The organism is Affinundibacterium flavidum, assembly GCF_014284175.1.
Taxonomy (GTDB): Bacteria; Pseudomonadota; Gammaproteobacteria; order Burkholderiales; family Burkholderiaceae_D; genus Undibacterium; species Undibacterium flavidum.
The window spans coordinates 87,002-111,945 of the sequence record NZ_JACOGA010000002.1 but is presented as its reverse complement, the minus strand read 5'-3'; the positions used below and the strand labels follow the sequence as shown (position 1 = coordinate 111,945).

At 45.6% G+C, this 24,944-nt stretch carries 21 protein-coding genes; 19 read left to right on the top strand and 2 right to left on the bottom strand.

The annotated features are described in order from the left end of the window. Window positions 1-146: 146 nt before the first annotated feature. Window positions 147-3,320 carry a bifunctional diguanylate cyclase/phosphodiesterase gene (locus tag H8K55_RS02355; protein WP_186940421.1) on the top strand — a complete coding sequence of 1,058 codons (3,174 nt, stop codon included), beginning with the start codon at window positions 147-149 and terminating at the stop codon, window positions 3,318-3,320. Between the two features lie 518 nt (window positions 3,321-3,838). Here H8K55_RS02355 and H8K55_RS02350 read toward each other — a convergent pair. Then, on the bottom strand, window positions 3,839-4,444 hold the full coding sequence (locus tag H8K55_RS02350) for a helix-turn-helix domain-containing protein (protein ID WP_186940420.1): 606 nt from the start codon (window positions 4,442-4,444) through the stop codon (window positions 3,839-3,841). 93 nt (window positions 4,445-4,537) lie between these two features. Here H8K55_RS02350 and H8K55_RS02345 point away from each other — a divergent pair, with 93 nt between their 5' ends. From H8K55_RS02345 to H8K55_RS02325, 5 genes are all read left to right on the top strand, one after another. Then, entirely contained in the window at window positions 4,538-4,744 is a 207-nt protein-coding gene (locus tag H8K55_RS02345; RefSeq protein WP_186940419.1) for a helix-turn-helix domain-containing protein, read from the top strand. Between the two features lie 7 nt (window positions 4,745-4,751). Next, window positions 4,752-7,226 (top strand): transposase domain-containing protein, encoded by a 2,475-nt coding sequence (locus tag H8K55_RS02340; RefSeq protein WP_186940418.1) that lies wholly within the window; start codon window positions 4,752-4,754, stop codon window positions 7,224-7,226. Between the two features lie 81 nt (window positions 7,227-7,307). Further along, window positions 7,308-8,378: an AAA family ATPase gene (locus H8K55_RS02335; protein WP_186940417.1), complete on the top strand. Its 1,071-nt coding sequence runs from the start codon at window positions 7,308-7,310 to the stop codon at window positions 8,376-8,378. Window positions 8,379-8,381: 3 nt separating this feature from the next. Then, complete coding sequence (locus H8K55_RS02330) at window positions 8,382-8,822, top strand: phage protein GemA/Gp16 family protein (RefSeq protein WP_186940416.1); 441 nt, start codon at window positions 8,382-8,384, stop codon at window positions 8,820-8,822. Continuing rightward, window positions 8,819-9,193, top strand: a complete 375-nt coding sequence (locus H8K55_RS02325) for a hypothetical protein (RefSeq protein ID WP_186940415.1) — start codon at window positions 8,819-8,821, stop codon at window positions 9,191-9,193. The genes H8K55_RS02330 and H8K55_RS02325 overlap by 4 nt, the downstream gene beginning before the upstream one ends. 181 nt (window positions 9,194-9,374) lie before the next feature. Here the strand turns inward: H8K55_RS02325 and H8K55_RS02320 are convergent, their stop codons facing one another. Further along, window positions 9,375-9,818 carry a GNAT family N-acetyltransferase gene (locus tag H8K55_RS02320; RefSeq protein WP_186940414.1) on the bottom strand — a complete coding sequence of 148 codons (444 nt, stop codon included), beginning with the start codon at window positions 9,816-9,818 and terminating at the stop codon, window positions 9,375-9,377. 392 nt (window positions 9,819-10,210) lie between these two features. On the opposite strand from H8K55_RS02320, the gene H8K55_RS02315 reads away from it, so the two are divergent. The 13 genes from H8K55_RS02315 to murC all read left to right on the top strand — a co-directional run bounded on the left by H8K55_RS02315 (window position 10,211) and on the right by murC (window position 24,916). Next, window positions 10,211-10,621 (top strand): Mor transcription activator family protein, encoded by a 411-nt coding sequence (locus H8K55_RS02315; RefSeq protein WP_186940413.1) that lies wholly within the window; start codon window positions 10,211-10,213, stop codon window positions 10,619-10,621. A gap of 9 nt (window positions 10,622-10,630) precedes the next feature. Beyond that, on the top strand, window positions 10,631-11,260 hold the full coding sequence (locus tag H8K55_RS02310) for a hypothetical protein (RefSeq protein ID WP_186940412.1): 630 nt from the start codon (window positions 10,631-10,633) through the stop codon (window positions 11,258-11,260). Window positions 11,261-12,029: 769 nt separating this feature from the next. Further along, window positions 12,030-12,458 carry a division/cell wall cluster transcriptional repressor MraZ gene (mraZ, locus tag H8K55_RS02305; RefSeq protein WP_186940411.1) on the top strand — a complete coding sequence of 143 codons (429 nt, stop codon included), beginning with the start codon at window positions 12,030-12,032 and terminating at the stop codon, window positions 12,456-12,458. A 9-nt stretch (window positions 12,459-12,467) separates the two neighbouring features. Further along, window positions 12,468-13,439 (top strand): 16S rRNA (cytosine(1402)-N(4))-methyltransferase RsmH, encoded by a 972-nt coding sequence (gene rsmH, locus H8K55_RS02300; RefSeq protein ID WP_186940410.1) that lies wholly within the window; start codon window positions 12,468-12,470, stop codon window positions 13,437-13,439. Next, entirely contained in the window at window positions 13,436-13,720 is a 285-nt protein-coding gene (gene ftsL, locus H8K55_RS02295; protein WP_222612326.1) for a cell division protein FtsL, read from the top strand. The genes rsmH and ftsL overlap by 4 nt, the downstream gene beginning before the upstream one ends. Then, the gene (locus H8K55_RS02290; protein ID WP_186940409.1) at window positions 13,717-15,477 is read left to right on the top strand and encodes a peptidoglycan D,D-transpeptidase FtsI family protein; all 1,761 of its coding nucleotides are present in this window, start codon (window positions 13,717-13,719) and stop codon (window positions 15,475-15,477) included. Before ftsL ends, H8K55_RS02290 begins: the two co-directional genes overlap by 4 nt. Next, window positions 15,477-17,018 (top strand): UDP-N-acetylmuramoyl-L-alanyl-D-glutamate--2,6-diaminopimelate ligase, encoded by a 1,542-nt coding sequence (locus tag H8K55_RS02285; RefSeq protein ID WP_329604987.1) that lies wholly within the window; start codon window positions 15,477-15,479, stop codon window positions 17,016-17,018. Before H8K55_RS02290 ends, H8K55_RS02285 begins: the two co-directional genes overlap by 1 nt. Next, complete coding sequence (locus H8K55_RS02280) at window positions 17,018-18,403, top strand: UDP-N-acetylmuramoyl-tripeptide--D-alanyl-D-alanine ligase (RefSeq protein WP_186940639.1); 1,386 nt, start codon at window positions 17,018-17,020, stop codon at window positions 18,401-18,403. Before H8K55_RS02285 ends, H8K55_RS02280 begins: the two co-directional genes overlap by 1 nt. A 69-nt stretch (window positions 18,404-18,472) precedes the next feature. Then, complete coding sequence (mraY, locus tag H8K55_RS02275; protein WP_186940408.1) at window positions 18,473-19,642, top strand: phospho-N-acetylmuramoyl-pentapeptide-transferase; 1,170 nt, start codon at window positions 18,473-18,475, stop codon at window positions 19,640-19,642. Between the two features lie 25 nt (window positions 19,643-19,667). Further along, on the top strand, window positions 19,668-21,200 hold the full coding sequence (murD, locus tag H8K55_RS02270) for a UDP-N-acetylmuramoyl-L-alanine--D-glutamate ligase (RefSeq protein ID WP_230408457.1): 1,533 nt from the start codon (window positions 19,668-19,670) through the stop codon (window positions 21,198-21,200). Between the two features lie 83 nt (window positions 21,201-21,283). Next, the gene (gene ftsW, locus H8K55_RS02265) at window positions 21,284-22,417 is read left to right on the top strand and encodes a putative lipid II flippase FtsW (RefSeq protein ID WP_230408473.1); all 1,134 of its coding nucleotides are present in this window, start codon (window positions 21,284-21,286) and stop codon (window positions 22,415-22,417) included. After that, complete coding sequence (gene murG / locus H8K55_RS02260) at window positions 22,414-23,499, top strand: undecaprenyldiphospho-muramoylpentapeptide beta-N-acetylglucosaminyltransferase (RefSeq protein ID WP_186940406.1); 1,086 nt, start codon at window positions 22,414-22,416, stop codon at window positions 23,497-23,499. The genes ftsW and murG overlap by 4 nt, the downstream gene beginning before the upstream one ends. Before the next feature lie 31 nt (window positions 23,500-23,530). Next, window positions 23,531-24,916, top strand: coding sequence for a UDP-N-acetylmuramate--L-alanine ligase (murC, locus tag H8K55_RS02255; RefSeq protein WP_186940405.1), 1,386 nt, complete (start codon window positions 23,531-23,533; stop codon window positions 24,914-24,916). Window positions 24,917-24,944: the final 28 nt, after the last annotated feature.

Here is a 24,944-nt window from a genome sequence, read left to right as displayed (position 1 = left end):
TACTTGGTTCATAACGAGCAAATCCGAGTTGGAGCCTAGTGTTAGCAGTGTTACACTTCGAGACTATCATAATGTGGCATTTTCAATAGTGCACTTTCATTCTTTAAAGTCATAGAAGATGAATGTCAGCGAGTCAGGAGCGATGCATGGCGAGCAGCAAAAGAAAATTTGAAACGTGGGAAGTGCCAGTTTGGCTATTAGTCAGCTGTGTGTTCGTGATTATTTCGGTGATCGTTGCGCAGACGTGGTGGTCGATTACGCAAGATAAGGCTTTAACTCTCGCTGCTGCCAATAAAAATAGCCTGCTCAATCTGCGTATTTTAGAAGAACATGCCAACCGCGTCTTGCAAGATGCGTCGCGCGCAACGATTGCTGCCGCAGAAGAGTTACAAACCAAGCCTGAATCTGTATTGCGGGATGAAGCCAGCGTCCGCTTGATACTCAGTAATCAACGCAGAGACTCACAATTTATCTCGGCAATTTCTTTGGTCGACAAGCACGGCATGTTGTGGGCATCGTCCCTGCGGTTTCCGATTGATCCTATCGATTTGTCGGCGCATGACCATATCGCCTACCTGAACAAATCGGCAAACGCCTATCAAAAAGAGCTGCAAATTGGTTCGCCTTACTTACCCAAAAAAGCGACGCAGGCGATCTTACCAATCGCGCGCAATGTATTTCTGCCAAATGGACAGGCAATAGGTCAGGTGCAGGCTGAAATTAGTCTTAGTTATTTCCAAGAATTTTATGAGCGCGTGGCGAAAGATGCTGGTGCGAAAATATCTTTGTACGACAAAGAAGGGAAATTGATCGTACAAGCAATCTCGCATCAAGTTGCTTACAAGGCTGAAGTAGATAGTGCTGTGGTAGCCAGCGTCAAGAACAGTTTTGCGGAAAATGGCCGATTTGAAAATAGTGTGACTGGGGCTGATCAGGCGACTAGCTACACCTATTTGAAGATGAATGATTTTCCTTTAGTGGTGGTATTTGGGCGCGATCTAAATACGATCTTAGCTGAGTGGCAAAAGCGTTTGGAGCAACGCTTAATCTTCGCGGCTTTATCGATTTTATTTACTTTGCTGCTGGCAATTTTGCTGTACAAAAAAGTCCATCATCTGAAATTATCCCGAGAAAAATTAGCGGATAGTGAACGTCGCTATCGTTTGCTTTTTCAAGATGCACAGGATGGCATTTTGTTGATCGACAAAACTTATCACTTTGTTGACGGCAATCAGAATGCATTGGAAATGTTAGCAGTCGACAGCAAGCAAGACTTGATTGGACTGGACATAGAAGAATTTTCTGCGGACTGGCGCTATACCCAGCCGACAGTTGCCGCTAAAAAAGCTGAAGCCATTCGAAAATTTGTCGATCTGGCGTTCAAAGGCAAAGTCCAAAAATTTGAATGGATGGCACATAGGCGCGGCAAAGATTGGTACAGTGAAGTGAATTTGAGCCGCGTCAAAATTGCGAATGAACCTATCATCTTTTGTGTGATGCGCGACATCTCACAACGCAAACACGCAGAGCGTTTATTGCAGGGGCAAAATCAATTATTGCAATTGATAGGCAGTAGCGACAGTTTAGAATCGATTTTGATCGATACTTGCCATTTTGTCGAAAAAAATAATCCGCACTGGCATTGTGGTGTGCAATTATTGTCCTTGGATCAGCGTGTGTTTATGCAAACCATAGGCCATCACTTTCCAGAAATTTTACGTCGGCAATTGAATGAAGCACCCGTGTGCCAAGGGAATGGTGTCTGGAGTGAAGCTGTGCTCGAAATGATTCCTGTCTGGACGCAAGATATCGCCAAATCGCCAGCTATGGAATTCATCGCACAACGTAAGTTATTAGCGAATTACGCGGCGGTAGGTTCGTGGCCGATTATGGGGAAAACTGGTTTGATCTTGGGTACATTTACGCTATTTACGGAATCGACTGCGGCATTAAATAATGAAGATTTAAGCTTGATCAGTATCGCGACCGACGTATCGAGTATCGCGATTGAAGGTAAGCGCGCTGAGGAAAAAGCGATACGATTTGCACACTATGATGATGTTACTAAGCTGCCTAGTCGATTCCTATTTAATCAATATTTATCAAAAGCCTTGATCTATGCCAAGGCTGGGAACGCCAGTCTGGCAGTGTTGTTGTTAGAGTTAGATCGTAGTAAAGCGATTAACGATAGTTTTGATCTTGATGCTGCCGATTATCTCTTGAGTGAATTCGTGACGCGATTAAAACAATTGATCAGCGAATTTGACACTCTGGCAAGGGTAGGTAATGACGAATTTATGTTGATGTTAGAAGGTAATAAAACGACCTGTGAATTAGCTCGATTCGCGGAGCAATTATTGCAAATCAGTCAGCAGGCTTTTGAGGTACAAGGGCAAGAAGTGTTTGTGAAGCTCAGCATAGGTGTCGCGATATCGCCAGACGATGGAAATGAAGCAGCGAGCCTGATGAAAAATGCAGAAGTTGCGATGTACCGTGCTAAGTATCATGGTGAAAATTTGTATCAATTCTATGACGTTGATACCAACACGCAGGTTCAGCGTAATTTGACTGTCATCTCGGAATTAAAACAGGCGATTCATCATTATCAACTGACCATGCATTACCAACCCAGACTTAATTTTGAGGATGATAAAGTGACCGGCGTAGAGGCCTTATTACGCTGGAATCATCCGCAAAAAGCGGTCTTGTTACCAGAAGTTTTCCTGGCAATGGCTGAAGAAGCTGGATTGATGGCGGAAATTGATATGCTGGCTTTTGAGTTGGTGTGTCGTGACATCGTGAGCTTTCAAAACGCTGGCAAGACCATGGGTAAAATTTCATTGAATTTGTCCGCAGCGCAATTTGACGATGCCAAGTTAGTCGACAAGCTACAAGCGCTTATGGATGACTGCAAGCTGACTAAGGCGGCTATCTCGTTTGATATCCCCGTAAATGTCTTGATGCGCAATCCTTCACATTCACGCCAACAATTATTGATGCTGAAAGCGGCAGGATTTGGCCTGTCCATCGATCATTTTGGAGAGGATGCGATTTCCCTATCCAGCTTACAAAATTTCCCTGTTGATAGCGTAATTATTGATCGCGCCATCATTCAAGCGCTTGCTAAAGATGATGGGCCGGCAAGCATAGTCAACGCCATAGTTGCTATCGCCAAGAGTTTGGGGTGGAAAGTGCGAGCGGTAGGTGTAGAGACGCCTGCGCAGTTGCAAGTCTTGAAGGCGCATGCCTGCGATGAATACCAAGGGCATGTTGCTTCCAAAGCACTTTCGCGCCAGACTTTGCTGACTCGGCTCAAATAGGTAATTGACTCAAGTAAATGATTTGCAAGTGATTTGTAAGTGATTTTGTTTTTGATAATGTTTGAAAGCGGACGCAGGTTCAGCAGATTCTAGTAATTTGTTTTGCGCATGCAAGGGCTAATTTGAGTCCTACCGCTTTGACCTACCTAGCGTTTTAAGCAAATAAGTGCGGCTAACTGCAAGCAAGTGCTGCACCTTAGCGAATCTGAGGGGGAGTCATTGTTTTGAGACACTAGGAGAAATTTAACTTTGAGAACAAAACCTAAGCAGAGCGCGGGTTTTCACGGTTTCGCTCTCTTTTTTGGGTCTGAGACAAAATGCGAAAATATAGTAAAAAATGCGAGAGAAATGATACTTTTATGATTGAAGAATGCGCCATTAATGGAAATTTCTAATCAATTACTGAAACTAGAACTCAAAAGGGCGTTACCAGTTAATTCTGATAGCGCCCTTTTTTAAGATGTATTGGATTTGCAGAATATTTGGCACTGCTTGTTGATACTGTTGAATAACTGAACTCACGATGCAGCGAGTTTAACAGTGTCCTCTATCATGGCTTCGTCCAAGTGACCATTTGTCTTATAAGCTCGGTAAAGAATTAATGTCGCACTGGCTTTTTTTTCTGGAGTAACCTTTAACGAAATTTTTGAAATAACCTTTTCAATTTCAGTAATGACTTTAGTCAACATCAGCATATCAGGAGCGGCATATCGATCTACCATTAGTCGAAATAGTGTGCTTTCACGTAATAATCCATTAAAAAAAATTGATGGATCATATCCAATTTCCGGTCTATCAAGATCAATTTTAACGCATGCTTCGGTGGTTATTTTAGTTAGGCAGTCGGCAGTTATTCCAAGAATGCTTTCCAAAAGTAGAACCGTTCCCATATCGTCATCAGTTCCACGTGGCTTGTAAGCAGCGTTACCATTCAGCACATAGTTAATATCGATACCAAGCGGTGCGATAGCTGCCAAATATTCAGCATCGGGAATTCGCTTTCCCGTTTCGTAATTTCTTTGCGAGCGCACAGTGATGCCAGTCTCATCCGCAATCTGTGCTTGAGAAAACCCAATTAATTCTCTCTGTTCACGAATCCTAAACCCAATTGTTCCGCTTTCCATAAATACCCTATTGACACAGGAACATTTGTTCCTTTATGATTCGATTGTTCCGCTTTTGAGCACAAGTAGAACATCATCTTAACAGGAGATTGTATGGAGCAAAAGCAGCTAAAAACACGTGAAGAGATATTGCGTGACTTCGAGAGCAAAGGTATCAGCATACGTGGTTGGGCAATCACTCATGGCATTCCTCCCGCAATTGTGCATGGATTGCTTAAGGGGGAACGCTCAGGCCGTATCGGGAAAAGCCACAAAGCAGCCGTATTACTTGGCTTAAAGTATGGCGAAATCGTCGATTGAGGACTCTATGAATGGTAATCAAATTGAGTTCGTAACCGCTGAGGAAGTTGCTGAATTGACGGGCTTAACGTTGCGTCAAGTTAACGAACGCTGTTTAAATCCCAATCATAAGCAGCGCTTATGTGGTGCGGAGCAAGTCACGATAAATAGCGTTAAAACGTGGAAAGTGCCAGTTAACAGCATTTCAAATGAAGCGCATTACAAACTGTGTCAACAGCAGAAAGATGCGTTCGAAGGTCGGCAATCAAATCCTGAAAAATTGGAAAAAGCTGCCGACCTTTGCGAAAAAAGGTCGGCAGTTTTAGCAAGTGATAATTATTTGACTGCCGACCCTATGGAAACCGCTGTCAATACTAACGATGCCTTTGTTTTGACAGAAATTTCCTGCCTACCAAAGGTTGGCAAAAGGTCGGCAGTTTCTGAAACATATTTAACGGTTATTCAAGTTTCTGAATTGGAAGATAAGTCACTAAGGACAATTCGAGATCGTTGCAATAACAATTTTTATAAAAACGCCAAAAAGGAAAAAATTAACGGTGGCGAAGGTTGGCTAATCCCAATAACCGACCTGTCTAAAAACGCACAAAAAGCCTATGCAAAGCAATTTGTAGTGCAAACATTAGCGGATTCAAGCGTTAAAGATTTGGTGGTAGTTAAGCCTGTGCTACAGGATGACGAATATAGTCAATTATGGGAAAAATTTGATCGTAAAGGCAGCAACTTCAAGAAAATGGCACATGAAGCCTTAGAGGTATTACTGGCTTATGTAACATTAATTGAAGCTGGTGCTAGTGCCAAACATGCTGAGTCTGCAATCAAGGCAAGCCATAACGTGTCTAGAGCAACGATTTACAGGTCTTTAAATTTAACCAGAAACCACCCTAGAGCGCATTGGTTGCCGTTGTTATGTCCTCATTATCACGGCGGACGTGGAAGGGATGAATGCACCCCTGAAGCATACGCCTTCATGTTGGCGTTAAAGTCGCAGTCACCTCATACAAAACTATCTGTCATCTTGCGCGAAGCTGCCAAGGTAGGTATAGCTAAAGGGTGGAAGCTACCGAGTAGAGATATTTTATCTAGGCGGTTTAAGGAAGTGCCATCTTTTCTATTCAAAGAGGATGCTGAATTGAAACGTAGTTTTCCGGCGGTTGAAAGGGATTATGCCAATCTGGATTTACATCAGTGCTGGGAATCAGATGGTTGTAGAGCTGATGTTTGGTGTCATTGGGAAGATGGCACGGTATCGCGTCCTTTTGTGATTGCGATTCGAGACGTGAGAACCCGCCGGATACTGGCTTTACGCATATGTAAAAATCCGAATGCAGAAGCGGTGCTAGGTGTCTTCGGCATGGCAATGACGAATACACAAGCCATACCACGGTATTTCAAGCTGGATAACGGGCGCGAATATGCCAATAAAATGTTTACTGGTCAACAAAAAACGCGCTATCGATTTAAGAGTTTGCTTGAAGAGGCCAAAGGAATTTTAACTGTTTTAGGGGTAAAGGTACTTTGGTCTGAACCGGGTCACGGGCAAGACAAACCAATTGAATCTTGGTGGAACGTTATTCATGAAAATTGCGATAAAAGCCCGATGTTTGTTGGGGCTTACTGTGGCAAGGATGTGCTAAGCAAGCCGGAGCAATTCCATCAAGAAAAGGCCGTTCCGGTGCGTGCTTACGGGGCGAAATTGATTGAGACCGTTATTGAATTTGAACGCCGTCCCCATCGTGGTAGTGGCATGAATATGCGTACCCCGCTCAACGTATTTGAAGAGTTAGCTTCAACGACCATAACGAATAAGCCAACACCTGCACAAATACGGCGGTGCAAGATGGGAGTTTTGTCGCTGTCTTTGGATAAGAAAGATGCCTCAATCAGTTTCAAGATGGATGGTTTTCCAAAGATGCGCTATTGGCATGAGACGCTTGTGGACTTACCAATATCTGAGCGCACATGGAAATATAACGTCTATTTTGAGTGGGATGATCCTAATTCGCCTGTATCAGTGTATCGCGGTGATGTATTCATTTGTGATGCTAGTCCAATGCAGAAGTTAGATTTCATTGAAGCGCCTGAGAGCGGCAAAGTCATAGAGCATGTGGCGGCAAAAAAGAAATACGTCAAACATCGCAAAGAAGTCATCAAAGCGGTTAGACAAGGCGGCAAGCTAGCATTGCCGGACATGAATAGCCCAATGCATTTAGCGCCTTTGGTTTTGCCTAATCAAGAATCAATCATTGTGGAGGCGAAAAGGCTACGTGAAGTAGCCGCGCCAGTAAGTCCAATAAAGCCAATTGAAGGAAGGTATGGGGAGTTTATTAATACTGAAACGCAGGAAATTTATAAAGGTCGAGCCGCACAGGAAGAAGAAATGCAGGCGCAGTTTAGGGCTGAAGGAGGAACGATAGATACCGAACAGTATCTAGAAGAGTTACGAAAAAAACGAGAGGAAGAATTAAGGAATTCTGCTTACTAACAAAGTGCTTTTGAAGGTAAGCAGAACAAAACACTAATGGGACTGGCTGGAACCAGTCACCAATTTCAACTAGGAGAAGCGATGTTAGATGATTCAAACGGTGTTGTAAATGGGAAGTTTAACGGTATTCCTATTGAGGACAGTCTCGAATATGGCAGGCTGAGAAAAGATGAATATAAGAAATACAATTTAGACGCTGAACAGAAATGGAAAAAACTCACAGTTCGGCTTGCTGAGGAAATATCACACGGCTATACGATGGCGCGTTTAGCCAATGAGATAGGTTACAAAGCGATTGCAATTCATACATGGGCACAAGTTTTCAAAGAGCGAGAAGTTGGAGACGCGTGGTCTGATGTATTCCAATTGGAAAATGCAATTGAATCGCGTTTCAATGAGCTGGATAAAGAGCGCATTATCGTTAAAAGCAAATTTCCCGCAAGAGTGGAAACCAGCGTAACAAAGACCATCATGAAAGCGATTAAAACAGCACGTGAAGAGCAAGAGATCGTGGATATATGCGCCCCTTCTGGCAGCGGTAAAAGCCAAGCTGTGGCTGAATATGTGGCGCAGGTGCGTAAAGCCGAAGGGTTTAATAGTCCTGTTTGGGTGGTGGAACTAACGGCTTTTGCGTTATCAACCAAATCCATATTGGAAATGATCGCAACCGCTTGTGTCAGCCAGAATTTTGAAGTGAGTAATGATCTAAGAGCAGATCGTACAATACGTGAAGCGACAGAAGGACGTGGAGGCGTCTTAATTATTGAAGAGGCACAGCACTTAGGCGACCTGAAAAATATTAACGGTATTCATGTCTTTAACGGGTTGAGGCGTTATACGGATGCAGGTTGTTTTGGCATTGCATTGATTGGAAATGGAGAGCTGTATGACACACTAAAAAAGGGGAAGCGCTCTGCACAGTTGATTAGCCGGATGGAGGCATTTCGTGAGGTCATTCCTGGGGTGGTGGATGATGATGTTGACCGAATCATGGAGGCGTGGGGAGTCGTCGGAAAAGCTGAGAGAACGGCATGCTTGAAGATTGCGAAAAGCCCGGGCGCTTTACGTAGCTTGGTCGGCGTGTTTAAGCGTTCATTGCGTGAGTATGGTGTCATCAATCTGGCTACCATCAATGCAGCACCGAAAGGATAAACCATGACAACCAAATCACAATATTACGCAATGATTCACATAGGCGCGGCAAAGCTTGGCTATAAAGACGATGCTGATTACCGCTCATGGTTAGAAAGTGTATGCGGTAAACGTAGCGCTAAGGATTGCACGCTAAACGAACTGGCATCTATCGTAGTCACATTGCGCTTGTGTAAAGCCCTCGAAAACCCAAGGATAAAAGCGGTGCGAGGTGCAGCGTTAAAAGATGATCGTCCCACAGGTGCGCAATGGGGAACTGCGAATAAGTTATGCGTTAAATTAGGTATGGTTGACGGCTGCCAGAATCCTAGGTTTGTCGCTTTTACCGTTAAGACATGCAAGGTTAGTCATCCACGGTTTTTAACACGTGATGCCATGCAAAAGCTGATTGCTGCGTTAAATAAGTGGTTGATAAACAATGACAATAAGGAGATGAAAAAATGAGTAATACAACGAATGTGGCTTCAACATGCGAGTCATTGTTTAACGATGTAAACGACCTTGGTTCCGGAGTTGCCGCTATCGGTCAACTGTTACGCTTTGGGCAGCATGAGGCTTATCCTGACGTGCTTGATGGTATTGGTGTTGTCTTGCATCATTTAGGTAAAACGATGAGCGGGCTTAATGGGCAATTTATGGATGGTGGTGTTTATCGAAATATTCGTGAGTTGGAGAAAAAAGACGAAGATGCACGAATTTTGCAACAGCATCAAGCGGATAGAGAGAAAGCGATTGCTGATATTCGGGCGATTCTATCGACGGCGACTGTGTCCGCCACAGCGCCAGCAGTTGATATGCAAGTTGCTGAGAGTTGATACCTAAGCATCTTCGCAAAAAGCCGCTTGAATAGCGGCTTTTGTTTTTATTGCCCTTGCATTGAAACTTCTAAAACGGATTAAAACGCCTCACAAGCTACTTAAGAAAGAGTATAGGGTTTGTCTCGTAAAAAACGTGACAACTGTTTTTAACGCGCATTTAACGCTGTTTATACGCTCATTAAAAAGAGGTACGGTGCTTCGACGATTGCGAATCACGAAAACAATACCGCTTATATATTTCCTTCCCATCTCTCTTTATCTCGGAAAATCCAATTGATTCCCAGAACGGAGCAGAGGTTTCTGGAGCGCAATGCACATAGACTTCCGACGCACCGAGGGACTCTATTACTTGCAATAAGTGGTGAGCCAACTTTTTGCCATATCCTTGCCCTCGATAGTTTGGATGTACTTCCATGACGGAAATATAAGAACGCGTAAACATACCAAACGCGATAGGGCGGTCATCTACTGCCAGACAATGTACTTTACCTTCAGCAAAACAAGGTTCAATAACATGCCAATTTACGAAAAAGCCTTCGTATGTGCTTGCGTACTCCTCCTGAAGCCATGAACGAATATCCTCTTTGTGGTCGGTTGATGGTGATTCAATAATTGTGATCATGCTTGACCGATTCTCTAATGTTTTAACGCAACAGTAGCAACTATTAAAGCTGACCGGGGATCTTTAAAGAAGCCGTTTGGGGTGAGCAGCGCTTGGACTCGAACCAAGATCATGACGATCTAAAAAGACCCTCAACCGTTCCCTTGGAAACTACCGCTCATAGTTGGAGCTTCTGATTTTTGATAAAAAGAATGGGGGGAGCGGTGCCGGATTCGAACCGGATCATACGGGGCTCATTGCTAAGATGCGTAACCATTCCCATTGGAAACAACCGCTCACGAAGCGAAGATACCATAAAAAATATCTTGTGTCTTTGTAACTGCTGACACCCGTCATTCTTTTGTGGTGACGTGTGTCAGCGCAAGATATCTGCTCAAGTAGAAGGGGGCAGCATGAGCGACAAAGTTAGTCATTACCGAGAGTACATGCCAAAGCAAGCAAAGGATATATGCGATGTTATTGGCATATTGCCGACTATCGCATTGGTTAAGCAATATGGTGGTCAAAGTATCTACGTTGCAAGTCGATCAGATGCACCAAGTTGCATCAAATTAGCAGAATGTATTGGGGAAGAGGCTGTAAACCTTCTTAGTCGCTATGTGGCTGGTGGCTATTTGTCGATCCCAATTTGCACAAAAGTCCTACGTGCTAAACGAAATGACGAATTAAGGACTGAATTTGATCGGCTGACTATGCTTGAAAAGATGTCTTCTCGTGAAGCAGTTAAAACACTTATAAGATTTTTTGAGCAACCAATACACGAACGTCAAATTTGGCGCATTCTTAAATCAACTAATGGATAGGTAGGACTTATGGACACTGTAGAAAATTTCGACGCAACAACTGCTGCTTTTGAACAAGTAAAAAAGGCAGTACAGCAACTAAAAACTGAATATCAATGTGTATCTGAGCAGATCGTCCAGAAGAAAGAGGAACTGCGATTAGCGCCACTTGCCTACATTCCCTTAGATGATTTAAAGGCTGGCATACTGGAATTTGTTGCTAAAAGTGGTGTGCGTTACGGCCAAGAAAAAATTAAAGAAACAATTTCATCATTCGCAACAAATAGAATGAATGGAATTGCTTTTGATAGTAAGCAAGTCGGAAAGCCGATGCGCTATTGTGACATTGAACAAAGTATTTCAAATGGATGGAATCAACTATTAACACCAAACAAAACGCAATTTAACGACCAAGTATTCTATTGTTTTTTTGCGCAACTTGTTCAACAAGGTCTGAGTAAACTCATGGATGATATGCCGCCAGAAGCGTTTGGATATGGGCAGATTCATCCCGATAAAATTGGCTCATGTAGGGCGCAACGGCAAATTGAAATTCAGGGGCTAGAGAAGGAAATTTCTGAACTTACTCTGAAACGAGATGAGCTTTCTTTAAAGTTGACTGCCCTTGGTTATTCAGTTTCGGCAGAATCAGGGGTTTAAATTGATTAGAGCATCTTTAACGCAAATTTTAACGCATTCGAGGTCTGAAATTCGAATTATCCCCGCTGGGGTGCCTAGAACAACTGATGGACGACCAGCCGATCTTTCGTTGGGTAATGAATCAACAATAGCGCGTGAGAACGATTAATTTTCTTTTATTGCCAGAGATAGGGGAATCATAGGTAATAGAGGTCTTCGTGAGTATGGTTCCCCATAGCGCAGCTAGCCTCGCTAGAATGAGTAGGGGTACTCATTCTAGCGAGGCTAGCAACTCTGTAAGATTAGAGTAGTTCAATGCTGGAGCGCCGTTGAGAGCCAGCGCATTGACTTGAATTAAGCCGCCCACGAAGCGGCTTTTTTACTTGAGTAAAGAGTATCGAATCAATTGCAGAAATCTCATTTCAAATGCGCGAGAGTCTCAAATCATTTGCGCGCCATCAATCAATTCTCATCTGTCGCTTTTTTAAGCACACATTCTCCGCTGAATTCTCAGCACCAAACACATGTTTATATGTAAGAAGCTACTTTCAGTATCTTCTGTAAGTCTCTAATTTATTGAGATATTCCCTTTTACTTCATTTTAAGTATGTGCGCTAAGTCATTGACTTTATTCAATAATTTCGCATTTGCATGCGTAAATTCGCTTGACCGACCTCAAGTGATCCTCTAAAGTGGGGAAAAGTGTGAAAAAGTGTTTTTTTGTGGTGCAAATCAAGCTTCACTTTTCACAGCAAATTCTTCCAATAATTTTAAACTTTAGGTTAATCTCGTGTTCCAAGGCGCCTCTGCACTCAATCTCGATGCGAAAGGCAGGATGTCAATTCCTGCTAAGCACCGTGACGCCTTAAATGTGCAGTGCGAAGGCCGCGTTACCCTCACTCGCCATCCACATGGCTGTCTGCTGTTATTTCCACGCCCTACTTGGGAAGCGCATCGCGAGCAAATCGCTGCCTGGCCAATGGCTGCACGTGCTTGGCAACGTATTTTGCTGGGCAATGCTTGTGACGTGGAGATGGATGGCAACGGCCGTATCCTGGTGGCACCGGAACTGCGCAATGCAGTCGGTTTGCAGCGTGATGTGATGGTACTTGGTATGGGTTCACATTTCGAAATTTGGGATGCTGCCAAATTGGCGGAAAACGAAGCCGAGGCTATGGCCGGCGGCATGCCTGAAGCATTAAGTAATTTCTCCTTCTGATAGAGCGTCATGACTGTTAATACTCCGGGAGAGCTGATTCACCACACGGTGTTGCTGGACGAGGCTATAGAAGCACTCGATATTCAGGGCACGCGTTCAAATGGCGTGTACGTCGATGGCACCTTCGGGCGCGGTGGACATAGCCGAAAAATTCTTGCGCAGCTCGGACCACAGGGGCGATTGATTGCATTCGACAAAGATCCCTACGCAATTGCCAACGCAGAACAAATTCAAGATCCACGTTTTTCTATAGTGCATGAAAGTTTTGCCGACATGCACGCAGAATTGGCGCAGCTAGGCATCACGCATGTGGATGGCGTTTTGATGGACCTCGGTATTTCATCACCGCAAGTGGATGATGCTGAGCGTGGCTTTAGTTTTAGAAATGATGGCCCTTTGGATATGCGCATGGATACCACGCGGGGTATTTCGGCCGCAGAGTGGTTAGCGCATGAAGATGAACAAAAAATTAGAGAGGTTATAGAAAATTATGGGGAAGAACGGTTTGCTTTTCAGATTGCAAAGGCGATTGTTGCTCGCAGGGCGAGCGAGTCCATTTCAAGTACTCGGCAGCTTGCCGAACTCGTCGCTCACGCCGTCAAAACTCGCGAGAAGGGCAAAGACCCGGCAACTCGCACCTTTCAAGCTATACGGATTTTCATCAATAAAGAGCTTGAAGACCTCGAGATCGGCTTAGCCGCCGCTTACGAAAGTTTGGCACCGAATGCGCGTATGGCGGTGATTAGTTTTCATTCGCTGGAAGATCGCATCGTGAAGCAATTCTTTGCTTCCAAAGTCAAAGTTGCGCAACCAGATCGTCGCTTGCCTATACGGGATGTGGATTTGCCTAAGCCGCAAATGCAATTGATTTCGCGTATGAAACCAACCGAGCAAGAAGTCTTGCGTAATCCGCGTGCGCGTTCCGCCATTATGCGCGTCGCTGAACGTCTGGCTGAGCGTGGCGCCGGAGGTGCCCAATGAGCACGATCGGCGCACGTTTGAATGTTTTTATTGGTTTGCTTTTGGTGTTGTCGGCTCTGTCCTTAATCAATGCGCAGTACCAAGCGCGTCGTTTGTTTATCGAAATGGAACGCGCGCAGACGCTTAGTCAGCAATATGAAATTGAATGGACGCAGCTCAAATTAGATCAATCGACGTTTGGTAAACATTCTCGGATAGAAGCGGTTGCCAACAAAGAACTAGGAATGGTGCACGTCACACCCGATCGTACCCAATATCTGAGTGCAGAGGTGGTCAAATGAGTCGACCATCAAATGGCCGTAATGCGGCAGGCAAAGGTGTTTCATTTTCATCCAATCCCATACTAGAAGTGAAATTGCCTGTATGGCGTTCACGTTTGGTTTTGTTTTTTCTGTTTGCTGCTTTCGTTGCTTTGATGGTGCGTGCTTTGTGGTTGCAAGGCATTACCAATGAATTTTTACAGAAACAAGGTGCGAGTCGCTATGCGCGTACTTTGGAGCTGTCAGCAACGCGCGGCAAAATTACTGATCGTCATGGTCAGGTGTTGGCGTCTTCTGTGCCAGTGAAAGCTATTTGGGCAAGCTCAGAAAGTGTCTTAGAAGCACCCTCAGAAAAAATTACGCAATTGGCCGCCTTGTTGGATATGAGCGAAGCTGATCTGCGCAAGAAACTGGTCTCGGATCGTCAGTTCGTTTATCTCAAACGTCAGGCAGAGCAACCCCTAGTTGATAAAGTTTTGGCGCTTGGTATTACCGGTATCAAGACAGAAAAAGAATACAAGCGCTTTTATCCTGAGGGCGAGGTAATGGCGCACGTAGTAGGCTTCACGAATGTCGAAGATAAAGGGCAAGAAGGAATAGAGCTCGCCTCGGAAAAAAATCTGGCCGGTAAGATGGGTAGTCGACGGGTGATTAAAGATCGTCTGGGACGCGTGGTGGAAGATATTGAATCTGTTCGGCCGCCACATGATGGTAAGGATATGAAGTTGTCGATAGACAGCAAAATTCAATACATCGCTTACACCCATGTCAAAGATGCGGTCGAAAAATTTAAAGCGAAGGCGGGCGCTGCCGTGGTGTTGGATGTGCAGACCGGTGAAGTTTTAGCCCTCGTGAATTTGCCGACCTACAACCCGAATGATCGTTCCGTTTTGACCGGAGCGCAGTTACGCAATCGTGTGATTACCGATACCTTTGAGCCTGGCTCCACCATGAAGCCATTCACGATTGCTTTGGCCTTAGAAACTGGACGAGTTAAACCTGACACCTTGATCGAAACCGCACCCGGCGTGATGATGATAGGCTCTATGCCTATCCATGATGCGCACAGACAAGGTACATTGACAGTGGCAGGTGTGATACAAAAATCCTCGAATATTGGTACTGCAAAAATTGCGCTGCAAATGCCACCAAAAGAAATGTGGGAAATGTTTGCTACTTTGGGTTTTGGGCAGCAACCAAACATTGGTTTCCCTGGTGCTGTCGCAGGGCGTATGCGTAACTTCAAAACATGGAAACCGATTGAGCAAGCGACTATGAGTTATGGACATGGTTTGTCTGTGTCCCTGCTGCAAATCGCGCGCGCCTATATGATCTTTGCGCGCAAAGGCGACATCATTCCTATGACCTTTCAGCAGTCAACTGAAATGCCAGTCGGCACACGCATTATTTCTGAAGCTACGGCGATGAAAATGCGTGAAATGTTGGAAAGCGTCACGCTGCCCGGCGGCACGGCAACACAGGCACGGGTTCCCGGTTACCGGGTTGCAGGCAAAACGGGTACTGCGCACAAGATTGAAGGTGGTCGCTACGTGAATAAATACGTCGGCGATTTTGTCGGATTTGCGCCGGTATCGAATCCGCGCATTATCGTGGCCGTGATGATTGATGAGCCAAGTAGTGGTGGATATTACGGCGGTACAGTGGCCGGCCCTGTTTTTGCTGCGATCACTGCGAATGTATTGCGCTCTATGAATGTGGTGCCAGATTCTTCAGTTGTGAATATTATCCCTGAACCTAGCGTACAGGAGAGTCTGTGATGAATATGTCTAATACGACTAGCGTGGTGCAAAATATTATCGATTGGATGCATCAACATCTGAAGTCTACTGCGCAACTGACTTCCGATTCGCGCGAGATACAAGTTGGCGATGTCTTCTTTGCTTTTCCTATTATTGCTGGTAAGGGCGATGGACGTGCTTTTATTCAAAGTGCGATAGAGCGTGGTGCTGCTGCGATTGTGTATGAAGAATCCAGTGAGCTTGCTAATGCCGAAATCACCGTGCCGCATTTAGCAGTCAAGGACTTGATCACTTTGGTCGGTGCGATTTCTGGCGCTTGGTATGGCAATCCAACGCAAGATATGTTCAATGTGGCAGTCACCGGTACCAACGGAAAAACTTCGTGTTCGCAATGGATAGCGAAAGCTCTATCGATGCAAGCGACGCCCTGTGCAGTGATAGGTACTTTAGGTGTTGGCACTTATCGCGATGGCGTGATTGCGAATTTGCAGGAGACTGGATTCACCACGCCAGACGCGATTCAATTGCAACGACGTTTGGCAAGCCTGAAAGCAAATGGTGCTGCCGCGTTGGCGATAGAGGCGTCCTCAATTGGATTGCATCAAGGCCGTTTAAATGCCCTGCATTTTGACGTTGCTTTATTCACGAATTTAACGCGTGATCATCTCGACTATCATCAGACTATGGAAGCCTATGCTGCGGCAAAAGAGGCTTTGTTTAATTGGCCGGATTTGCAAACAGCAGTGATTAATGCTGACGATGTATTTGGTCTGGAATTGTTACAGCGTTTGCCGAACACGCAACTAGCATTGCGCTTGTTGGCTTACAGCATAGACGCCGAAATCGATTCGCAAATCCCTTGTTTGCGTGCGAGTCAGTTGAAGACAACGCATACAGGTACGCAGTTCTATTTGGAATCACCGTATGGAAATGGCACGGTCAAGACACAAACCATAGGTCGCTTTAACGTCAGCAATATTCTTGGTGTGCTTGGGGTCTTATTGGTGCGCGGTATTAGCTGGGAACGTGCAGTTGTGACTATAGAAAAACTCACTTCGGTACAAGGTCGTATGCAGCAACTTGGTTCTGCCGGACAAGCAATGGTGGTAGTCGATTACGCGCACACACCAGACGCTTTAGAAAAAACTCTGCAAACCTTGCAGCAAGTTGCGCAGGAACGTCAGGGTAATTTGTGGTGCGTGTTTGGATGTGGCGGCGATCGTGATCCGGGTAAGCGCCCGCAGATGGGCAAGATTGCGCAAATGGCGCAGAACGTCGTCGTCACCAGCGATAATCCACGCACCGAAGATCCTAGCAAAATTATTCAAGATATTTTACAAGGCATGAGCGGTACGCCGCATGCCATTGCTGATCGCGCTAGCGCGATTTTGTATGCGGTCAAACATGCGCAAGTGAATGACGTGATCCTGATTGCAGGTAAAGGACATGAAACCTATCAAGAGATCAATGGCAAAAAATGGCCGTTCTCCGATGAAGAACATGCGATGTTAGCTTTGGCTACAGTTGCAACCAATAGTACGATGCGGAGAACAACGTGATGCAGACGCACGCCAATAAACGCAATGCAATCCAGGCATCTCTTGCCGATCTGCAGAAAGTAGTCGCTAATTCGCTGGTGTATGGCGAAGCGCATTTTTCGGGTTTGAGCACCGACAGTCGCCAAATTGAAGATGGAAATATCTTTTTGGCCTTACGTGGCGAAACTTTTGATGCGCATGATTTTTTGAATCAGGTCGTCGCCGCTGGCGCGGTCGCCGTCATTGCAGAAAGAGTTCCAGCAGGTTTTACGACACCAGCACTGATTGTGCCTGATACCAAATTAGCGCTCGCTGCTATCGCGACATATTGGCGTCAACAATTTGAACTGCCAGTGATCGCCGTGACCGGTAGCAATGGTAAGACCACGGTCAAGGAGATGATTGCCTCCATTTTGCGTGCGCAATTTGGTGCAGAGAATGTGATTTCTACGCAAGGCAATTTGAATAATGAAATCGGTGTTCCACTGACGGCCTTTCGCTTGCATGCTGGACATCAGGCGGCAGTATTGGAACTGGGCATGAATCATCCTGGTGAGATCGCGGTATTGAGCGCGATTGCACAAGCCAGCGTAGGTTTGGTGAATAACGCACAGCGCGAACATCAAGAATTTATGCAAACAGTCGAAGCGGTCGCGCTAGAAAACGGCGCAGTGATAAGTAGTCTGTCAGCGAATGGAGTCGCCGTATTTCCTGCGAATGATGCTTATACAAAGTTATGGCAAGAGCTCGCTGGCACACGCAAATGCATCACCTTTGGTCTCGCTGACACGGCAGATGTGCACGCTAGTTTTAACGTACAAGAATTCGGTAGCGAGATCATGATGTCGATACAAGGCGATAACTTGAAATTGCAATTAGCTGCTGCTGGTCAACACAATGTATTAAATGCTTTAGCGGCTGCTGCTTGTTGTTCTGCGATAGGTGTGGAGCACGCAAAAATTGTCGAAGGCTTACAAGCATTTGCTCCAGTGTCGGGACGTTTGCAACCGAAGCAAGCAGCGGCTGGCGCACGTTTGATTGACGATACTTATAACGCGAATCCTGATTCAGTAAAAGCAGCGATTGATGTGTTGGCGCAAGCGAGTGATAACACGGTCTTGGTATTGGGCGATATGGGAGAAGTCGGTGCAGACGGCGCGAGTTTTCATCAAGAGATAGGACTGTATGCCAAAGCGCAAGGCATTAAACATTTATACACTTTGGGTTCATTGGCGCAAGCATCCACGACAGCATTTGGCGCTGGTGCTGAGCACTTTAACGAGCTGCCTTCTTTGCTGGCAAATCTGGAAAATTACAGTAACACCGGTAATACGATTTTGATCAAGGGTTCACGCTTCATGAAGATGGAACGCGTGGTGGCGCATTTGTGTAGTGTAGTTGCGTAGCACACCTTAGTAGAACGCAATCTTGAGAAGTTTGTAGAAATAAAAAAATAAAAATTAGGGAAAAATATTATGTTGCTTTGGTTGGCAGAACTTTTTAAACAAGACATCGGCTTCTTCCGCGTATTCGGATTTATTACTTTCCGTGCGGTGTTCGCGACGATGACAGCGATCTCCATCGGTTTGCTGGCGGGTCCTGCTGTGATCCGTATGTTGCAGCGATTAAAAGTTGGTCAAGCTGTGCGTACCGATGGTCCGCAAACACATTTGATTAAATCTGGTACACCGACCATGGGCGGTGCTTTGGTGTTGATATCTATTGGAATTTCAACTTTGTTGTGGTCGGATCTCAGTAATCGTTTCGTGTGGGTGGTGTTAATTGTTACCTTGGGTTTTGGCGCAGTCGGTTGGGTCGATGATTATCGTAAAGTTGTGTATCGCGACCCAAATGGTATGGCATCACGTGAAAAGTTTTTTTGGCAGTCCTTGATCGGCATCATAGCCGCTGTATACCTGGCGTTTTCTGTTTCCGCACCAACGAATACTAAAGTGATGGAACTCTTTGTCGCTTGGGTACAGTCAGGCTTTAGTATGGATTTGCCACCGAAGGCGGATTTGATTATTCCATTCTTTAAGACTTTCAATTATCCACTGGGTGTATGGGGTTTTATTGCCCTGACTTTTTGTGTGATTGTTGGCACGAGTAATGCGGTGAATCTGACCGATGGTTTGGATGGCTTGGCGATCATGCCGACGATTATGGTCGGTTCAGCATTGGGCATTTTTGCGTATCTGACAGGTCATGCTGGTTATTCAAAATATCTGTTGATTCCCTACATCCCAGGTGCTGGTGAGCTCTTGATTTTCTGCGGTGCGATGGCGGGTGCGGGTTTGGCTTTTCTGTGGTTCAACGCCCATCCGGCACAAGTCTTTATGGGCGATGTCGGCGCCTTGGCTTTAGGTGGTGCATTGGGCACGGTGGCTGTGATTGTGCGTCAAGAAGTAGTGCTTTTCATCATGGGTGGAATTTTTGTAGTTGAAACTTTCTCTGTGATGTTGCAAGTGACTTACTTCAAATTCACCAAGAAAAAATATGGTGTGGGCAAACGCTTGTTCCTGATGGCACCTTTGCACCATCACTTCGAACAAAAAGGTTGGAAAGAAACACAAGTCGTTGTGCGTTTTTGGATTATTACGATGTTGTTAGTGTTGTTGGGCTTGTCTTCATTGAAGTTGCGATGATCAACTGATCAACTGATTCGCTGGAATGAATGACTTAACTGGGTTGACTATGAATGTGTCGGATTTAATAAATAAGCAGGTCTTGATCGTCGGGCTCGGTGAGTCCGGCCTGGCGATGGCACGCTGGCTTCAGCGTTGCGGCGCGCGCCTGCGTGTTGCCGATACTCGCGCCAATCCAGATCGCTTGCCTGCTTTAAAAGAATTGGCTGCAGAAGCTGAATTTTTAGGTGGTGAATTATTAGCGACGCATGTTGATGGCGTGGAATTGGTAGTCGTTAGTCCGGGTCTTGCACCAGATGGCGAATTGCACGTGATCTTGCAACAAGCGCAGTTATTGAATATTCCAATTTGGGGTGAAGTTGAATTGTTTGCGCAGGCCTTGGCTGATCTCAAAATCAATAAGGACTACGCGCCGAAGATTATCGCGATTACCGGCACTAATGGTAAGACAACTGTGACCAGCATGACAGGTCAACTTTGCGCACGCGCTGGGATGCGGGTACAAGTCGCTGGCAACATCAGTCCTTCGATGTTGGATGTGTTGTGTAACAGCATAGATAAAGATAATTTGCCGCAAGTGTGGGTGTTGGAATTATCCAGTTTTCAATTGCATACCAACCTGAGCCTGAATCCCGATGTCGCGACTGTGTTGAACTTGACGCAGGATCATCTCGACTGGCACGGCGATATGAAAAATTATGCTGCCGACAAAGCTAAAATTTTTGGTGCAACGACAACGCAAGTTTTGAATCTGGATGACGAACAAGTCATGGCGATGCAACGCCCAGATGGGGGCTTTTTGAGTTTCACTAGCAATGCCCCACAACACGACGGAGAATTCGGTCTATTGCATGAACAAGGAATGACTTGGTTGGCGATGGCCGTTGCGGAAGAGGAGGAGCAATCCTCAGCACGCAAACGTAAGAAAGCTGTGGTCGAAGTGCCCGTGATCATCACGCGACTGATGCCCGCCGATGCCTTGCAAATTCGCGGTCAACATAATGCTTGCAATGCATTGGCAGCTTTGGCTTTGTGTCGCGGCATTGATTTGCCTCTCGCTCCATTACTCCATGGCTTGCGTGAATACAAAGGTGAGCCGCATCGCGTTGAGTTGGTGACGACAATCGCAGGCGTTGATTATGTGGATGATAGCAAAGGCACGAATGTCGGTGCGACCGTCGCAGCGCTCAAAGGTTTAGGTGAAGCGAGTGGTGGTGCACAAAAACGTATTATTTTGATCGCCGGTGGTGATGGTAAAGGACAAGACTTTAGTCCATTAGCTAATCCAGTCTCACAGTATGTCAAAGCCGTTTTATTGATAGGCAAAGACGCTACAGAAATTCAAGCCGCGATACAAATTAGTGCAGTCGAAATGCATCACTGTACGAGTTTAGAAAATGCCGTGACACAAGCGAGTGAGTTAGCACAAGAAGGCGATACGGTTCTATTGTCACCAGCTTGCGCCAGTCTTGATATGTTTAAGAATTATGCGCATCGAGCGCAAGTGTTTGTGGATGCCGTGCGCGAAGTCGCATTGAACTGTGGTGAGATTTGCTGATGAAACAGCTACTCCTGAATTTGAACCCTTGGCGTTCGTCTGGCAATAGCCAGACCAGAACGCATTTTGTACAGCGTTCGAAGATGATGGAGTATGACCAGGCTTTGGTATGGGTGACCTTGATCTTGATGGTGTTCGGCATGGTGATGGTGTATTCCGCCTCGATTTCTTTACCAGATTCACCGAAATATGCGAACTACAAAAACAATCACTTTTTAGTGCGACAGGCAATATTTGTGACGGTATCAGTGCTTGCGAGTTTGGTGATTTTTAGACTGAAAGTAGAAGAGTGGCAAAAGCTGGCGCCATATTTGTTCATCGCTACATTAGTGTTGTTGGTGATGGTGTTAATTCCCGGTGTTGGTAAAGGTGTGAATGGTGCGAAGCGTTGGATTTCTTTAAAAGCCTTCAACGTGCAGCCATCTGAATTGATGAAACTTTTCATGGTGTTGTATGCGGCGGATTACACAGTGCGCAAGCAGGAGTATATGCACAAGCTGACCAAAGGTTTTTTGCCGATGATGATCACTGTTGCTGTACTAGGCTTACTGTTATTGCTGGAACCAGATTTGGGTGCTTTCGGTGTAATTGTTTGTATCGCCATGGGGATTTTGTTTTTAGGTGGCATTAATGGCATTTGGTTCGGTGGTATTGCAGCCACTTTAGTTGGAATTTTTACTTCGGTTATTTTGTTGTCGCCATGGCGTCGTGAACGGATTTTTGCGTATTTGAATCCCTTTGAAGAAGACAATGCTTTGGGTAAAGCTTATCAACTAACGCATTCCTTAATTGCCTTCGGGCGTGGTGAATTATTTGGTGTTGGCTTGGGTGCTAGTGTAGAGAAATTGCATTACCTGCCAGAAGCACATACTGATTTTTTGTTAGCTGTGATCGGTGAAGAATTAGGATTTGTTGGTGTGCTGGTCGTGATCTTTATGTTTTATTGGATCGTTAAACGTGCATTTGAAATTGGTCGTCAAGCTATCGTATTGGATGCGACTTTTGCAGGTCTCGCAGCAAAAGGTATAGGAATCTGGATAGGCATACAGACCTTCATCAATATGGGTGTGAATTTGGGACTGCTGCCAACCAAAGGATTAACGCTGCCTTTGATGAGTTATGGCGGTACCGGTGTATTAATTAATTGTATAGGACTAACTCTGTTGCTCCGTATCGATTATGAAAATCGATTGATGATGCGCGGAGGGCGAGTATGACAAAGTCAACAAAGAACAAGCATTTATTGATCATGGCTGCCGGCACTGGTGGACATATTTTCCCTGGTCTCGCGATCGCGGCAGAAATGCAGGCGCGTGGTTGGAGTGTGTCGTGGTTAGGCACTAAGACCGGAATGGAAGGTGCCATCGTCGCCAAGCATAGCATTCCTATGGATCAATTAGATTTTACAGGTTTGCGTGGTAAAGGTTTGAAGCACAGCGTTAGCGGCGCGTTTAAGTTGTTGACGAGTTTTTTTGCCTGCATCGATATCGTGAGAAGGCGTCGACCTGATGTCGTATTGGGGATGGGCGGTTACGTTACAGTGCCCGGTGGTGTCAGCAGCGCACTGATGGGGAAACCTGTGGTGTTGATGAATGCCGATGCACCTTTGTTATTGTCGAATAAAACGCTGAAGCCATTCGCCAAAAAATTGATGTTTGGTTTGCCGTCGAATGCACCTATGCAGGAGAAGAAATTTGTCTTTACCGGCAATCCTATTCGTCGTGAGATTTGTGAACTGGAATCACCACAAATACGTTATGCACAGCATCAGGGCGCTTTGAAAATTTTGGTTGTGGGCGGCAGTTTAGGTGCGCGGGTTTTAAATGAAGTAGTGCCAGATGCTTTGGCTTTAATCCCTGCGGAACAAAGGCCGGTCGTCACGCAACAATCTGGAAAACAGCATGTAAATGATTTGCGTCAGCGGTATGCAAGCAATGGTGTGCAGGCAGAAGTGCTTGATTTTATCGATGACATGCCACGTCGTTATGCAGAAGCAGATTTGGTGATCTGCCGCGCGGGTGCGATCACCGTTTCTGAATTGACCGCAGCAGGCGTTGCCAGCGTATTAGTGCCTTTGGTTGCTTCGAGTACTTCGCATCAAAAGGCCAACGCAGAGTGGTTGAGTCAAGCTGGCGGCGCAGTACATTTGCCGCAAACAGAATTGAATGCTGCACGCCTTGCTGAATTAATTCAAAGCATGAATCGTGAACGTTGTTTGCAGTTAGCTTCTGCGGCTTATCAGCTAGGTCGTCGTGACGCAAGTGCGACGATTGCGACGATTTTAGAAGAGCTGACATAAAGAATTTAATAGTGAAAAAACAGAGAAAATTATGAAGCATAAAGTGAAGCACTTACATTTTGTCGGCATCGGTGGCTCAGGTATGAGTGGCATCGCCGAAGTGCTATTGAATTTGGGTTATGTGATTTCTGGCTCTGACCTTAGCAGCAACGTGGCTTCACAACGTCTGGCAAGTCTGGGTGCCAAAGTGACTGTGGGGCACGCGGCTGAAAATATCGAAGGTGCGGATGCCGTCGTCACTTCAACTGCAGTCAAAGCAGATAATCCAGAAGTGATCGCTGCACGGGAAAAACATATTCCTATCGTGCCGCGTGCTTTGATGTTGACTGAGTTAATGCGTTTGAAAAGTGGAATTGCAATTGCTGGTACACATGGCAAGACCACGACAACTAGTTTGGTTGCCAGTATTTTGGCGGAAGGTGGATTGGATCCGACTTTTGTCATCGGTGGCTTATTGAATAGCGCTGGTGCAAATGCAAAGTTAGGAAGTGGCCAATACATTGTGGCAGAAGCTGATGAATCAGATGCTTCATTCTTGAATCTGCTACCAGTGATAGAAGTGATTACGAATATCGATGCCGATCATATGGAAACCTATGATCATGATTTCGCCAAATTGAAGCAAGCCTTTGTTGATTTTACTCTGCGCCTGCCGTTTTATGGCGTTGCGATGTTGTGTATGGATGATCCGAATATTCGCGAGATCATGCCAAGAATTACCAAGACGATAGTCACGTATGGCTTCCATGAAGAAGCGGAAGTACGTGCGATTAACGCGAGTGCTGCCAACGGCAAGATGCATTTCACGGTCGTGCAAAAAAGCTATGCCGATATGCAGGTGAGTTTAAATCAACCGGGTATGCATAATGTGCAAAATGCCTGTGCCGCTATTGCCATCGCACGCGAAGTTGGTGTCGAAGACAGTGCTACCCAAAAAGCCTTAAGTGAATTCAATGGCGTCGGTCGTCGCTTTACACGTTATGGCGAGATTGCTTTAGAAAACGGTGGCAGTTTTGCGCTAGTCGATGACTATGGTCATCATCCGGTAGAGATGGCAGCGACTTTAGCTGCAGCGCGCGGTGCTTATCCCGGACGTCGTTTAGTGCTGGCTTTCCAGCCACATCGTTATACCCGTACCCGCGACCTGTTTGAAGATTTTGTCAAAGTCATTTCGACTGCCGATGCAGTGGTGTTGGCGGAAGTGTATGCGGCTGGCGAAGCGCCTATCGTCGCTGCGGACGGCAGAGCCATGACGCGTGCCTTACGCGTATTGGGTAAAGTCGAACCAATTTTTGTTGAAGACATGGTTGAGATGCCAGATGCGTTACGCCAGATGTTACACGATGGCGATGTATTGATAGTGATGGGTGCTGGTTCTATTAGCACAGTGCCTGGTAAGTTAGCTGCTCAAAAATAGACTCGAAAATAAGTTGGCGCTGCAAGCT

Coding starts and splice junctions, on each gene's coding strand:
- H8K55_RS02355 (WP_186940421.1), top strand. CDS start 147: ATGGCGAGCAGCAAAAGAAAATTTGAAACGTGGGAAGTGCCAGTTTGG.
- H8K55_RS02350 (WP_186940420.1), bottom strand. CDS start 4,444: ATGGAAAGCGGAACAATTGGGTTTAGGATTCGTGAACAGAGAGAATTA.
- H8K55_RS02345 (WP_186940419.1), top strand. CDS start 4,538: ATGGAGCAAAAGCAGCTAAAAACACGTGAAGAGATATTGCGTGACTTC.
- H8K55_RS02340 (WP_186940418.1), top strand. CDS start 4,752: ATGAATGGTAATCAAATTGAGTTCGTAACCGCTGAGGAAGTTGCTGAA.
- H8K55_RS02335 (WP_186940417.1), top strand. CDS start 7,308: ATGTTAGATGATTCAAACGGTGTTGTAAATGGGAAGTTTAACGGTATT.
- H8K55_RS02330 (WP_186940416.1), top strand. CDS start 8,382: ATGACAACCAAATCACAATATTACGCAATGATTCACATAGGCGCGGCA.
- H8K55_RS02325 (WP_186940415.1), top strand. CDS start 8,819: ATGAGTAATACAACGAATGTGGCTTCAACATGCGAGTCATTGTTTAAC.
- H8K55_RS02320 (WP_186940414.1), bottom strand. CDS start 9,818: ATGATCACAATTATTGAATCACCATCAACCGACCACAAAGAGGATATT.
- H8K55_RS02315 (WP_186940413.1), top strand. CDS start 10,211: ATGAGCGACAAAGTTAGTCATTACCGAGAGTACATGCCAAAGCAAGCA.
- H8K55_RS02310 (WP_186940412.1), top strand. CDS start 10,631: ATGGACACTGTAGAAAATTTCGACGCAACAACTGCTGCTTTTGAACAA.
- rsmH (WP_186940410.1), top strand. CDS start 12,468: ATGACTGTTAATACTCCGGGAGAGCTGATTCACCACACGGTGTTGCTG.
- ftsL (WP_222612326.1), top strand. CDS start 13,436: ATGAGCACGATCGGCGCACGTTTGAATGTTTTTATTGGTTTGCTTTTG.
- H8K55_RS02290 (WP_186940409.1), top strand. CDS start 13,717: ATGAGTCGACCATCAAATGGCCGTAATGCGGCAGGCAAAGGTGTTTCA.
- H8K55_RS02285 (WP_329604987.1), top strand. CDS start 15,477: ATGAATATGTCTAATACGACTAGCGTGGTGCAAAATATTATCGATTGG.
- H8K55_RS02280 (WP_186940639.1), top strand. CDS start 17,018: ATGCAGACGCACGCCAATAAACGCAATGCAATCCAGGCATCTCTTGCC.
- mraY (WP_186940408.1), top strand. CDS start 18,473: ATGTTGCTTTGGTTGGCAGAACTTTTTAAACAAGACATCGGCTTCTTC.
- murD (WP_230408457.1), top strand. CDS start 19,668: ATGAATGACTTAACTGGGTTGACTATGAATGTGTCGGATTTAATAAAT.
- ftsW (WP_230408473.1), top strand. CDS start 21,284: ATGATGGAGTATGACCAGGCTTTGGTATGGGTGACCTTGATCTTGATG.
- murG (WP_186940406.1), top strand. CDS start 22,414: ATGACAAAGTCAACAAAGAACAAGCATTTATTGATCATGGCTGCCGGC.
- murC (WP_186940405.1), top strand. CDS start 23,531: ATGAAGCATAAAGTGAAGCACTTACATTTTGTCGGCATCGGTGGCTCA.